The sequence below is a fragment of the Acidisphaera sp. S103 genome (assembly GCF_009765975.1).
Taxonomy (GTDB): domain Bacteria; phylum Pseudomonadota; class Alphaproteobacteria; order Acetobacterales; family Acetobacteraceae; genus Rhodopila.
On sequence record NZ_LMUJ01000054.1, the window covers coordinates 220,978 to 233,882 of the forward strand.

Sequence of the window (12,905 nt, forward strand, 5' to 3'; positions counted from 1 at the left end):
CAAGCGCGGCGGCGAAACGACGGCCGCCATTACCTTATGCCCGTTTCCGCCGTACCTTCGGGGCTTCCACCACCGGCAGCAGCGGGGCCAGGAAGCGGCCGGTGTGGCTTTCGGGGTTGGCGACGATGTCCTCCGGCGTGCCTTCCGCAACGATGCGGCCGCCGCCGTCACCGCCTTCCGGACCAAGGTCGAGGATCCAGTCGGCGGTCTTGATGACCTCCAGATTGTGCTCGATCACCACGACGGTGTTGCCCTGGTCGACGAGGGCGTGGAGGACTTCCAGCAGTTTGCGGACGTCCTCGAAGTGCAGGCCGGTGGTGGGTTCGTCCAGGATGTACAGCGTTCGGCCGGTGGCTCGTCTGGCCAGTTCCTTGGACAGCTTGATGCGCTGGGCCTCACCGCCGGACAGGGTGGTGGCCTGCTGCCCCAGGGCGATGTAGCCGAGGCCGACCTGCTGGAGGATTTTCAGGCGGTCGTGAATGCGCATCTGCGCGCTGAAGTAGGGGACGGCTTCGTCGACCGTCATCTCCAGCACTTCGGCGATGGATTTATCGCGGAACTTTATTTCCAGCGTTTCGCGATTGTAGCGTTTTCCCTTGCAGGTGTCGCAGGTGACGTAGACGTCGGGCAGGAAGTGCATCTCGATCTTCAGCAGGCCGTCGCCCTGGCAGGCCTCGCAGCGGCCACCCTTGACGTTGAAGCTGAACCGGCCGGGCTTGTAGCCGCGCGCTCGGGAGTCCGGCAGTTCGGCGAACCAGTCGCGGATCGGGGCGAACAGGTCGGTGTAAGTCGCCGGGTTGGATCGCGGCGTGCGGCCGATCGGCGACTGGTCGATGTCGATGATCTTGTCGAGCTGATCCAGGCCCTCGATCCGGTCGTGCGCTGATGGCACCAGGCCGGCCCCCATCAGGCGGCGTGCCGCGGCCTTGTAGAGCGTGTCCACAACCAGGGTGGACTTGCCGCCGCCGGAGACGCCGGTGACGCAGGTGAAAGTGCCGAGCGGAAAGCTGGCGGACAGGTTCTTCAGGTTGTTGCCGCGGGCGCCGATCACCGTCAGGGCGCGATCCTTCTGCGTCGGACGGCGCATCGCGGGGATGGGGATCTGGCGGCGGCCGGACAAATAGTCTCCGGTCAGGGATTTCGGGTTGGCGGCGACCTGGGCGGGGGTGCCCTCGGCGATGACGTGGCCGCCATTGATACCGGCGGCGGGTCCCATGTCGATCAGATGGTCGGCGGCGCGGATCGCGTCTTCGTCGTGTTCGACGACCAGGACGGTGTTGCCCAGGTCGCGCAGGCGGCGAAGGGTGCCCAGCAGGCGTTCGTTGTCGCGCTGGTGCAGGCCGATGGAGGGTTCGTCCAGCACGTACAGCACGCCGGTGAGGCCGGAGCCGATCTGGCTGGCAAGGCGGATGCGCTGGGATTCGCCACCGGACAGCGTGGCGGACCCACGCGCCAGGGTCAGGTAGTCGAGGCCGACATCGACCAGGAAGCGCAGGCGATCGACGATTTCCCGCAGGATGCGGCCGGCGATTTCCTGGCGTTGCGGGGTCAGTTGCGGGAGTACGGCGCCGAACCAGTCACTGGCGCGACGGATCGAGAGTTCGGAGGCCTCGGCGATGTTCTTGCCGGCGACGCGGACGGACAGGGCTTCCGGCTTCAGACGGGCGCCGTTGCAGACGACACAGGGTTTTTCTGCCTGGTAGCGCGACATTTCCTCCCGCACCCAGACGCTGTCGGTTTCCTGCCAGCGGCGTTGCAGGTTTTTCAGCACGCCCTCAAACGGCTTGGTCACGGTGTAGCCGCGGACGCCGTCTTTGTAGGTGAAGGCGATCGGTTCGTCCGACCCGAACAGGATGGCTTGCCGCACGTCTTCCGGCAGGTCACGCCAGGGGGTCTTGGTGGTCTGCTTGTAGTGCCGAGCGAGGCTTTGCAGGGTCTGGTCGTAGTAGGGCGACTGGGCGCCGGTCCACGGGACGATGGCGCCTTCCGCCAATCCCGCCCGGTCGTCCGGGACGACGAGGTCGGGGTCGAAGAAGCTTTCCACGCCCAGGCCGTCGCAGACCGGACACGCGCCGTGCGGGGAGTTGAAGCTGAACAGCCTTGGCTCGATTTCCTCGATGGTGAAGCCGCTGACCGGGCAGGCGAATTTCGACGAAAACACCGTGCGTTCGCCACCGTCGGCGTTCTCGGCATAGACGATGCCGTCGGACATGCTGAGGGCGGTTTCGAAACTGTCGGCGAGGCGGGAGGCGATGCCTTCACGGACCACGAGGCGGTCGACCACGGCTTCGATCTCGTGCTTGATCTTGCGGTTCAGGGCGGGGACGTCGGCGATTTCGTAGAGCGTGCCGTCCACCTTGACGCGGGTGAAGCCGCGGCGCTGCAGTTCGGCGAGTTCCTTGCGGTATTCGCCCTTGCGGTCGCGGACGACGGGCGCCAGCAGCAGCAGACGTGTGCCCTCCGGCATCGCCATGACGCGGTCGACCATTTGCGACACGGTCTGTGCCTCGATCGGCAGGCCGGTGGCGGGGGAATAGGGCACGCCGACCCGAGCCCACAGCAGCCGCATGTAGTCGGCGATCTCGGTCACCGTGCCGACGGTGGAGCGGGGGTTTTTGGAGGTGGTCTTCTGCTCGATGGAGATCGCCGGGGACAGGCCCTCGATACTGTCGACGTCGGGTTTGCCCATCAGTTCGAGGAACTGGCGGGCGTAGGCGGAGAGGGACTCCACGTAGCGGCGCTGGCCCTCGGCGTAGATGGTGTCGAACGCGAGGGAGGATTTGCCGGACCCGGAGAGGCCGGTGATGACCGTCAGCGAGTCGCGCGGAATGACGACGTCGACGTTTTTGAGGTTATGTTCCCGCGCGCCGCGCACGTGGATGTTGCCGGCCATGAATCCTGATGTCCCTTGTGTTCTGGGGATGTTCCCGGTATGCCATGTTCCGGGCGATGGTGGAAGAGGCCTCGACTATGTGGTCCGAATGTGGATTTGGACCAGGGCTTGAAGCGCAGGATTCATGCATCGATCGACCGGCCGCCGCGGTCATTGTCTGAAGGCGTTGAAGTCGAAGCGAGGATGCGTAGGCTGTCCAGATCACATATGGAGCAGGCCGTGCAGACCAATCACGTCGTCGTCTCCGGTGGACTGGTGCTCGTCGGTCGCGAAACCACCGCGCGCCCAGCCGACATCGTGCTGGATGGTGATACGATCAGCGCCATCGTGCCAGCGGGGGCGGCCGAGGCGCCGCGCGTGGTCGATGCCACGGGCCGGCTGATCATTCCCGGTCTGGTGAACGCGCACACTCATGGCCATGGCGGTTTGGCCAAGGGGATCGGCGACCGCTGGTCGCTGGAGTTGCTGTTGAACGCCGGTCCGTGGATCAACGGCGGACGGACCAGCGACGATCGCTATCTCTCCACCCTGCTGACGGCGGTGGAGATGATCCGCAAGGGATGCACCGCGTGTTACGACCTGTCGGCAATGCTGCCGGTCCCCAGCATCGAGGCACTGCACGATGTGGCGCGGGCGTACGCCGATGTGGGGATGCGTGCGGTCATTTCCCCGATGATCGCGGATCGCACGTTCTACCAGGCCATTCCCGGGCTGTTGGACGCGTTTCCGCCGGAACTGCGACCCGTGGCCGAGGCGATGCGGTCCGCTTCGGCCGAAACCATCCTGGCGCCGATCCGTGAGGCCGCGCGAACCTGGCCATACCCGAACGACCAGATCCGCCTGGGGATCGCGCCGACGATCCCGCTGCATTGTTCGGATGAATTCATGCAAGCCTGCCGAGACCTCGCGGCGGAATTCGGGCTGCCGGTGCAGACTCATCTGGCGGAGTCGGCAGTGCAGCGGGCCGGGGCGATGCGGCGTTATGGCATGACGCTGACCGCGCATCTGGAGCGGATAGGGCTGCTGGGGCCTGGGTTCAGCGGGGCGCATGCCATCTGGATCGACGACTCGGAAATCGAATTGATCGCCCGGCATGGCGGTGCCCTGGCGCACAATCCCGGGTCGAATCTGCGGCTGGGCAACGGCATCGCCGACATGCGGCGCGCGATCGCCGGCGGGGTGACGGTCGGGGTGGGAACGGACGGTTCATCGTCGTCGGACAATCAGAACATGTTCGAGGCGACGCGGCTGGCCGCCTATGTTTCCCGCGTTTTCGACCGGCCGCCGGAGGACTGGATCGGCACTGCGGAGGCCCTCCGAATGGCGACGGAGGGCAGCGCGGCGGTGCTGGGCATGGGCGGCCTGATCGGACGGATCGCGCCGGGCTACAAGGCGGACCTGGTGTTTCTCGACCTGGATCACGTCAACCTGGTGCCGCTGAACGACGCAGTGAACCAACTGGTGAATACCGAGGACGGGGCCGCCGTCCGGGACGTGATGATCGGCGGCCGGTTCGTGCTGCGCGATGGCGTGCTGCCGGGGCTGGACTGGCCGTCCGTGGCGGCTCGGGCGCGGGAGGCGGCGGTTCGGTTGCGCGGGGCGAACACTGGCGTGCGGCAGGCGGCGGAGCGGCTGGCGCCGGTGGTCAGCCATTTCTGTGTGGGACTCGGCCGTTGTGCGCATGATCTGCCGCGCAAGTTGTCGGCGGAAGCGGTGGTTCCGGCGGCGGTTGCCGGCGGTTTGTAAGGGGAATCTTAACCTTGTGGCCCGTAGATGGGGTTTGGGCTAGGATTGGAGTCTTGGGAAAGGATTGGGTCGATGGCAGGTTCGGTGAACAAGGTGATTCTGGTGGGGAATCTGGGGAAGGACCCGGAAATCCGCTCCATGCAGGATGGTAGCAAGATCGTAAACCTCACGCTGGCGACGAGCGAGACGTGGAACGACCGGGCGTCGGGCGAGCGCAAGGAAAAGACCGAGTGGCACCGGGTGGTGATCTTCAACGATCGCACTGCCGACGTGGCGGAGAAGTACCTGAAGAAGGGTGCCAAGATCTATGTGGAAGGGTCGCTGCAAACCCGGAAATGGACGGATCAGGGCGGCCAGGAACGCTATACCACCGAGGTGGTGATCGGCCGTTTCAACGGCGCCCTGACCATGCTGGATACGCGATCGGGCGGCGGCGGTGACGGCGGCGGTTACGCCGAGGGCGGGTCGGTTGGTGGCGGTGGCGGATATGCTCCGCGCGAGCGTGCCCCGGCGGGTGCCTCCAGGCCGTCCGGTGGCGCGGCGCGCAGCGCGGCGGGTGGCCCGTCCTGGGATGCGCCGAAGGGCGGCGATCTGGACGACGAGATTCCGTTCTAGAGCGTTTTGTTTGATCGCATGATTCACGCGCTCTGGACGTTCCGCCCAGCGCGATCATGCTCTGACCCATACATCAGTCCTGAACGGGCCACGACAGCGTGGCCCGTTCAATATTCCGTTCATGACACGTCAACGGGACCAGCGCCGACGGCGCCAGAGATCGCGCAGTTTCCAGCGGACGTAGCTGTAGTCAGTGACCGCGCGGGTCGTGGTCAACGCCTCATACATGCGGATCTTGTCTTCGGTGTAGGGCCAATCGTTGTGGCGCAGGACCGGGCCGTTCTCGATGTAGCCCATCGGCACGCCCAGTCGGCGGTATTCCGCCGACTGGAACGAGTCGGTGCCGCCGATATAGCGCGGATAGTCTTCCTCCAGTCGCATCCGGCGGAAAACCGAGGCGGGTATGGCCTGGGCGCCGCCCATCAGGAACTCGGTCCAGCCGATCACGACGGCTTCGTCCAGCCGGATCGACGGGTCGGAATCGTCCTTGCTGGCGGCGGCATAGCTGGTGCGGGGTTCGGCGTTCCGATCGGCGAGGATCGGCAGGATCTCGCGCCGGCTGGCATAGCGAAAGCCGTATTCGTCCAGGTTGATGACGCGGCAGCCCAGCGCGACATCGGCATGCCCCAGCCGCAGCCGCGCGGCGTGAAAGGCCTTCTGCAACAGCACCAGCCAGTAGTTGGTCAGCACTTCCATGTCGTTGTCGCAATAGACCAGCAGACCATCGGCGACATGATCGCGGACTTGCATCAGGCCGCGCATCAACCCTCGGTTGGCGCGGTTCTCGATCACCGTGACATGCAGATGGGTTGCGGCCAGTTGCCGCAGGAAGGGCACGGTTTCGTCGGTGCTGCCGTTATCCACGACCAGCAGGCGGTAGGGCAGATGCGAGTGACGGAACACGCTGTCGATGAAGCGTTTGGTGTGTTCCAGCCGGTTCCACGTAACGGTGGCGACGGTGATGGTTTCGAACACACGCCATGCGTAGGTTCGCTCGGGGTCATAGGCAAACAGTTTGGGATTGAACGGGTTTTCCGCTGGCTGGTCCGGCATGGTCATGATCCTCGCGGCAGGGCCGTCGCGAACAGCCGCGGCACCATGGCGAAGTCGCTTGTCCGCACCAGGCCGAACACACACAGGGCCGCCAGGAACAGGCCGGTGGCGGCGCCGTCGGCCAGGGCCGCGCCGGTAAGACCGGGCAACGCAACCGAGTGGCGCAGCGCCGGCAGGGCGACCGCGAGCGCCACCGAGGCCAGTGTCGCGCGATGCGCGTACGGCACGGCCCAAAACCGAGCGCCCCAGAGCGCCGCGCCGGCGTACAGCAGCAGGTTGGCGGCGATCATCGCGAGGCAGGCGCCCAGGATGCCCGCCAGGGGTACCAGCACCAAGCTGGCGACCACCTGCATGCCCGCGCCGAAGGCGAACAACGTGGTCCAGCGGCGCGTCGCCCCGGTCACATAGAAGGCCGAGGCAACGATCGAATAGCCGGCTTGCAGGATAACGGCGCCCGACAGCCAGGGCACGTAGCCCATGGCCGGAACGAAGGCCGGATTGATCAACCGCGCGAACGCGTCGCAGCCGAATGTCGAGATCCCGACCGCCGCCAGCCCGGTCAGAGCCATCACCACGCGGAACGTGTCGGCCAGCCGTTCGGCGCCATCAGGCATCTCATGCATGCGGTAGCGCCAGACGTCCAGCGATGTCTGGATGGGCACGAACACCAGCGTCAGCACCATGCCGGCGAGCGTCCAGGCCATGACATACAGACCCAGATCGGCGACTGAAAGGAATCGCGACACAATGAACCGGTCCGCATTGCGAACGACAAAGAACATCAGTGCGGCGGCCAGCAAAGGCGCGGAATAACCGATCAGTTTGCCGACCGCACGCCAGTCGGGCGCGGCCCAGCCGGCATGGGCAAAGCAGACGCAGGCCGTCACCGCCAAGGTCACAACCGAGGCCGCGGCGCCGCCCAGAAAGAAGCCCACCGGCCCGCTGCGGAGATACACCACGCAGAACGCCGTCACGCCGAGGCCCAACGCGAACTGCACCACACTCAACGTCACCATCAGCGAGGAGCGCAGTAGCGCCTGCAGGGTCGCGTTGAACACCAGCGAAACGACGTCCGCCGCCAGCCCGACCGCGAGCACGGCGGCATACCCCCAACCGATCCAATGCCCGAGCAGAAAGGTGGAAAGGGGGCGGCAGACGATCAGGAACAGGATCATTCCGGCGGTGGCGCATACGCTCAGCAGGCCGGTCGTGCCGGCCAGCAACGCCGCGCGGGCGGAAGCATCCGGCGCCTTGATCCATGCCCGCATATAGCCGGCCCGCAGGTCCAGGCCCAGGACCAGCCCGAACAGGCCGGTCGCCATGGTCAGCAGTTCGATTTCGCCATAGTCGCCGGTGGACAGATAATGCGTGTAGATCGGCACCATGACCAGGCCGACGCCTTTACGCAGCAGCGGGGCAAGGCCGAAGATCAGGGCATGGCTGAAAACGCTTCTCATGACACGGGTATTGCGTCGATCAGGGAACGGAACGCGGCGGCATAATCTTGTTGCGATACCCGCATCGCCGCGGCCCTCGCCGCCTCGCCCATCGCCTCCCGCTCGATTTTGTTGCTCAGCAACCGGCGGATCGCCGCCGCCGCCATATCCGGACGATTGAAATCGACGCAACAGGCGCTGACGCCGTCTTGCAGGATTTCACGATAGCCGGCCGGTGCATCTCGCGACACGATGGGCGGAATGCCGGCCCGCATGGCCTCGAACACCGCAATCCCAAAACTTTCGTACCGGGATGGATGCAAATACAGGCTGGCTTCGGCCCGTTCGGCGCGCAAATCGGCGACGTCGCCGAGAAAAACGATCTTGCCGTCCAGGTGTGCGGCCTGCCGTCGCAGCGCCGGTGCGAGCGGACCGTCCCCGGCGATCACGAACTGGCACGGCACATCGTGCAGCCGTTCGGTGATGGCAATGATGGCGGCGTGGTTCTTCACAGCTTCCAACCGGCCGGCGGACAGGATTTTCGGCACATCGGCGGCGCGGTGCGACGGTGTCTCGGCTGGAAACACCGGGTGCAGAACCACCGGCCGCGATCCGAACAGCGCTTCGAACCGCCGCAGTTCATCAGCATGCATCCGGCTGGACGCCAAAGTGCGATCCGCTCGGCGGACCAGCGAACGTTCCAGCCAGATATATTGGGGAAAATTCATCACGCCTTGCAGGCCACCGGTCCCGAACCACTCCTGCCGCGGAATGCAGGACAGCGACAGGTAGATCAACCGCCGCGGCGGGACATGACGCAGCAGCGGGCCGAAATGGCAGTCCAGCGCCACCGTGACGTCGGTTTCCAGGTCCGCCCGCGACACGACCCGTCGCAGATGCCGCGCCCGCAGCACAGGGGCGAGACGCCAGAGACGGCCCGGCGGAGGCGGCGCCGGCAGGGTCACCTGGCGAACCGGATCGAATCCCGGTGCCGGCTGGTCGAATGACAGGACGGTCACCGCGTGGTCGCGCATCAGGTCGCGCACCAGATGCCGCAAGATGGTCACGCCACCGCCGGTCGAGACCAGGCCCTGATTGTTGAGGAAAGTGATCCGCCGGGTCATCGGACCCGCAGGCCGGCCATCCGCCGCAACCGATTGGTGACCCGATCCGCCAGCGTGTACTGCCAATCCACCGAAATGCGATGCCGTGCCTTGCGGATCTGCTCGATCGAGAGGTGTCGCGACGGCAGCACCGGATTGGAAAACGCACCCAGCGAGCCCCATTCGATCGTCTCGACGTCACCGAGTTCGCCGCTTTGCCGCAATTCCTCGAACATCGGCGTGCCCGGATAGGGCATGAAGTAGCCGATCTGGACACTGTCGGGCTTGACCCGCCGCAGCCATGCCGAGGTGTTGCGCACGGAGGTGTGGCTTTCGTCCGGCATGCCGACGATCAGATGGACGTGCGCCCGCATCCCGCGAGCCTTGGTCCAGCCGATGACGCGTTCGAACAGGTCCAGCGACTTCGGTCCGTCGGACTTGGCGACGGCGGCGAACATGGTTTCGTCGGCTGACTCGAGTCCGTAATGGATTTCCCGGCAGCCGGCGCGCCACATCAGGTCGATCATATCCTGGTCGACAAGATCGTAACGGGTTTCGCACAGCCAGGCGACGCCCAGGTCGCGCCGGACCAATTCCTCGCAGACCGCTCTTGCGTGTTTGGGATTGATGGTGAAGACCTGGTCGCGGAACAGGATCTGTTGCACACCGAACTCGGCCTTCAGGCGCGCGATATCGGCGCCGACCACGGCGGGGGATCGGTAGATCAGCCGGCGGCCGAAGCCGTACGGATAGGGGCAGTAGCCGCAGCGATACGGACAACCCTTGGTGGTGAACACAGTCGCGTAACGTTGGCGCCGTCCGAAATACAGGTTGGATTCGTAACGGGAAAAATCCAGCAGATCATAGGCCGGGAAATCGACGAAATCGAGGTTCTGCAGCGGCGTACGGATCGGCAGGCCGACCACGGCGCCGTCCCGCCAGATGCTGCAACCCTGCAACTGGTCGGCCTGGTTCCGCAACAAGGCCTGGGCGTTGTCGGAGACCACGAGTTCCTCGGACTCCTCCATCACCACGTCCGCCAGGCCCTGCCGCAAAATCCGCTCGCGGAACCATTTGCCGGTGGCGCCCACCAGGATGACCCGCAACCCGGGCACCAGGCGGCGCGCCCGAGCGATCAGGTCCAGGTCGTGGTCGAACGAGGGCAGGTTGACCTGGGTGATCAGGACACCGGGCTGTTCCGCCTGGAACATCGCGTCGAACGCCGCGGCGTCGAACCAAGGGTTTGCCTGTAGGTCGGCATAGCGGAAGGCCACGCCATCCTGCTGAAGGCGGCGGGCGATATAGAGGTACGCCGAATAGGGAATGTCGTAATAGCCCGGATCGTGCCCGGCTTCCGGCCGATCCGTGTCCAATGCGGTGCCCATGCCGCCCGACCACTCGCGGAAGACGTTCTTGCGTGGCGGGCTGGGCAGTTGGACGATGAAGATATCGGTCACGCGTCCGGCTTCCCTGTGAGCAGGCGATAGAGTTGGGCGTATTGATGGGCGATCCCGGGTAAATCAAAACGCTGCCGTACGGTCTGGCACGCGGCCCGTCCCATAACCAGCCTTCGCGACGGATCGGCGATCAGACGCGTGGCGGCGGCGTGATATTCCGCCGCGGTATCGAACAGGAAGCCGGTACCGCCGTCGTCGATGATGTGGTCGGTGACTTGTTCCAGCCGCCGGCTGACCACCGGCAGGCCCCATGACATCGCCTCGATCAGGACATTACCGAAACCCTCCCCGCGTGAGGCGAAGACGAACACGTCCGCCGCGCCGTAGGCGGGCGACGGGTCGTCCATATAGCCTTCCAGCACGATGTCGGCGTGGCAGGCCGACGCGGCGATCAGGCGGCGCAGGGCGTCGAGGTAGCCGTCCTCCAACTGTGGGCCGACCAGCAAAAGCTTCACCCGGCCCGATGCGGGCGGCCGCAAGGCAGCGTGGTTCTCCACCAGGAAAGTGACGTCCTTGCGGGCGCACATGCCGCCGACGAACAGCAGCACGACGTCGTCCGCCGCGAATCCCCAATGGGCGCGCCAACGCGACCGGTCCGCCGGAGACGTGTCGGGGGCAGGGTTGACACCCTGCGGAATCAACCAGGTCTGCCGCGGCGGCAGCACCTGCCGTGTGTCCGCGTGTAGCCGCGGACTGATGGCGACGGCCGCGTCGATCAACCGGAACAGGCGCAGCAGCAGCGGGCGGTAGATCGGACGGTAGCCGCGCAGGACGGAGCCAAGACCGTCGTCGAGCGTCGCCGACTGCACGATGCGGCAGCCGGACATGCGGGCGATCAGGTGGAACAGGAAGATACGGTCGACGAAGGCATGGAAATGCACCACGTCGTAGCGGAAGGCATTGACCAGGAACCACCCTGTCATTACCGCCGGAACCCGCCGCACCCGGCCGGTGCCCAATCCGAAGAACGATGCGCGTCCGATGCCGGCCGGCGGCCGGTTCATCGCCGGGGAGCGGGTACACTCGACCGCCACGTCCGCCTGGATATTCAGATCGTCGAGAAGCGGTGCCAGCTTCTCCAGATACAGGCCTTCGCCCGTGAAATCGGGCCGGAAATAGCGGAAAATGTGCAGCACCCTCAGCGGCGCGCCGGCGGGTTGGCGCGTACGGCCGGCGTCCATCGTGGCTACGGTTTCGTGGGTGGCGCTTTCGGACGCTGACGATGCCATGATCCACTGTTCTGTCCGCTTTTGCGGACGCACGATGCCGATCGGCATCATACTGCGTCCTATCGATGACGGGGTGACATATTTCTGCTGAAAAAAACGAACCGGTGGGATGGGAATGAGGTGGGGTGGCGGCGTCTTCGCAGAGCGGCGTCTTGGTGGGAGAGTGGGCGCTCAAACGATGGGAAATGTCGATGCCGCTGACTGGGGTAAAGGTCCTGGACCTGACACGCGTTCTATCCGGCCCGTTCTGCACCGCCCTGCTGGGCGACATGGGGGCCGATGTCATCAAAGTGGAGACGCCGGAGGGCGACTCCGTCCGCAGCCAGGGCGCGATCAAGGACGGCCTGTCCTGGTATTTCGCGCAGTTCAACCGCAACAAGCGTTCGATCCGGCTGGACCTGCGCAAACCGGAGGCGAAGGCGATCCTGGCGCGCCTGATCGAACGGTCAGACGTGCTGGTGGAGAATTTCCGGCCCGGCGTGCTGGATCGGATGGGGTTTTCCGAAATGCGCCTGAAGGCGTTGCGGCCCAGCCTGGTGGTGTGCTCGATCAACGGGTTCGGCAGCACCGGACCTTACAAGGACAGGCCGGCGTTCGATTTCATTGCCCAGGCGATGAGCGGCTTCATGAGCGTGAATGGCCATGCCGACGATCCGCCGTTGCGTTCGGGATTGCCGATCAGCGACCTGATAGCGGGCCTGTACGCGGCTTTGAGCATCGCCGCCGCGGTGCCGCACGCGCGTGCCACCGGCCAGGGGCAACGGGCCGAGGTCAGCCTGACCAACGGGCTGGTTAGTTTGCTGTCCTACATCGCAACAAACTACTTCGCCACCGGTACGGTGCCGCCACGCAGCGGCAACGACCACCCGATCGCGGCACCATACGGATTGTTTCCCACCCGGGACGGCCAGATCGCACTGGCACCGGCGGATGATGCCTTCTTCCGCCGGCTGGCCGATGCCCTGGGTGAGCCGGGGTTGAAGGACGATCCGCTTTACGCGACTCAATCGGTCCGGGTGGCGAACCGCGATCGAATCAATGCGATCGTCGGCGGGAAACTGGCCGGGAACACGACGGCGCATTGGGTCGAGGTGTTGAACAAGGCGGGCGTGCCGTGCGGACCGGTCAACAGCATTCCGGAGGTGTTCCAGGATCCGCAGATCCTGGCGCAAGAGATGGTCATGGATATCGAGCATCCCGGCTATGGGATCGTCCGGTCGTTGGGGTTTCCAATCAAATTCTCCGATCTTCCATGCCGGGTGCGGCGTCCGGCCCCCGGGCTGGGCGAACATTCGGACGAGGTGTTGGCGGAACTCGGTTACGCGGCGGCGGACAGGGAGGCGTTGCGGCGGGACGAGGTGATCTGACGCCGC

At 65.4% G+C, this 12,905-nt stretch carries 9 protein-coding genes; 3 read left to right on the forward strand and 6 right to left on the reverse strand.

Annotated elements, in window-relative coordinates; all coding sequences use genetic code 11:
* Positions 1-34: 34 nt before the first annotated feature.
* The gene (uvrA, locus tag GSQ89_RS17370; RefSeq protein WP_158927459.1) at positions 35-2,893 is read right to left on the reverse strand and encodes an excinuclease ABC subunit UvrA; all 2,859 of its coding nucleotides are present in this window, start codon (positions 2,891-2,893) and stop codon (positions 35-37) included.
* 219 nt (positions 2,894-3,112) lie between these two features.
* Here uvrA and GSQ89_RS17375 point away from each other — a divergent pair, with 219 nt between their 5' ends.
* Both GSQ89_RS17375 and ssb read left to right on the forward strand, forming a co-directional pair.
* The gene (locus GSQ89_RS17375) at positions 3,113-4,639 is read left to right on the forward strand and encodes an amidohydrolase family protein (RefSeq protein WP_216856221.1); all 1,527 of its coding nucleotides are present in this window, start codon (positions 3,113-3,115) and stop codon (positions 4,637-4,639) included.
* Positions 4,640-4,711: 72 nt separating this feature from the next.
* Positions 4,712-5,254, forward strand: coding sequence for a single-stranded DNA-binding protein (ssb, locus tag GSQ89_RS17380; RefSeq protein ID WP_158927461.1), 543 nt, complete (start codon positions 4,712-4,714; stop codon positions 5,252-5,254).
* A 129-nt stretch (positions 5,255-5,383) separates the two neighbouring features.
* Here the strand turns inward: ssb and GSQ89_RS17385 are convergent, their stop codons facing one another.
* The 5 genes from GSQ89_RS17385 to GSQ89_RS17405 are packed head-to-tail and all read right to left on the reverse strand — an operon-like array spanning position 5,384 to position 11,580.
* On the reverse strand, positions 5,384-6,307 hold the full coding sequence (locus GSQ89_RS17385; protein WP_158927463.1) for a glycosyltransferase family 2 protein: 924 nt from the start codon (positions 6,305-6,307) through the stop codon (positions 5,384-5,386).
* Between the two features lie 2 nt (positions 6,308-6,309).
* Positions 6,310-7,764, reverse strand: coding sequence for a lipopolysaccharide biosynthesis protein (locus GSQ89_RS17390; RefSeq protein WP_158927465.1), 1,455 nt, complete (start codon positions 7,762-7,764; stop codon positions 6,310-6,312).
* Entirely contained in the window at positions 7,761-8,867 is a 1,107-nt protein-coding gene (locus tag GSQ89_RS17395; RefSeq protein ID WP_158927467.1) for a glycosyltransferase family 4 protein, read from the reverse strand. The genes GSQ89_RS17390 and GSQ89_RS17395 overlap by 4 nt, the downstream gene beginning before the upstream one ends.
* A complete protein-coding gene (locus tag GSQ89_RS17400; RefSeq protein WP_158927469.1) occupies positions 8,864-10,303 on the reverse strand; it encodes a radical SAM protein in 1,440 nt (479 codons plus the stop codon). The genes GSQ89_RS17395 and GSQ89_RS17400 overlap by 4 nt, the downstream gene beginning before the upstream one ends.
* Positions 10,300-11,580 (reverse strand): glycosyltransferase family 4 protein, encoded by a 1,281-nt coding sequence (locus tag GSQ89_RS17405; protein WP_158927471.1) that lies wholly within the window; start codon positions 11,578-11,580, stop codon positions 10,300-10,302. Before GSQ89_RS17405 ends, GSQ89_RS17400 begins: the two co-directional genes overlap by 4 nt.
* Positions 11,581-11,723: 143 nt before the next feature.
* Between GSQ89_RS17405 and GSQ89_RS17410 the strand changes: the two genes are divergently transcribed.
* Positions 11,724-12,899 (forward strand): CaiB/BaiF CoA-transferase family protein, encoded by a 1,176-nt coding sequence (locus GSQ89_RS17410; protein ID WP_158927473.1) that lies wholly within the window; start codon positions 11,724-11,726, stop codon positions 12,897-12,899.
* The last annotated feature ends 6 nt before the right edge of the window (positions 12,900-12,905 follow it).

Bases quoted from the DNA above. Each gene is read 5' to 3' on its own strand.
- uvrA (WP_158927459.1), bottom strand. From the start codon at position 2,893: ATGGCCGGCAACATCCACGTGCGCGGCGCGCGGGAACATAACCTCAAA.
- ssb (WP_158927461.1), top strand. From the start codon at position 4,712: ATGGCAGGTTCGGTGAACAAGGTGATTCTGGTGGGGAATCTGGGGAAG.
- GSQ89_RS17385 (WP_158927463.1), bottom strand. From the start codon at position 6,307: ATGCCGGACCAGCCAGCGGAAAACCCGTTCAATCCCAAACTGTTTGCC.
- GSQ89_RS17390 (WP_158927465.1), bottom strand. From the start codon at position 7,764: ATGAGAAGCGTTTTCAGCCATGCCCTGATCTTCGGCCTTGCCCCGCTG.
- GSQ89_RS17395 (WP_158927467.1), bottom strand. From the start codon at position 8,867: ATGACCCGGCGGATCACTTTCCTCAACAATCAGGGCCTGGTCTCGACC.
- GSQ89_RS17405 (WP_158927471.1), bottom strand. From the start codon at position 11,580: ATGCCGATCGGCATCGTGCGTCCGCAAAAGCGGACAGAACAGTGGATC.
- GSQ89_RS17410 (WP_158927473.1), top strand. From the start codon at position 11,724: ATGCCGCTGACTGGGGTAAAGGTCCTGGACCTGACACGCGTTCTATCC.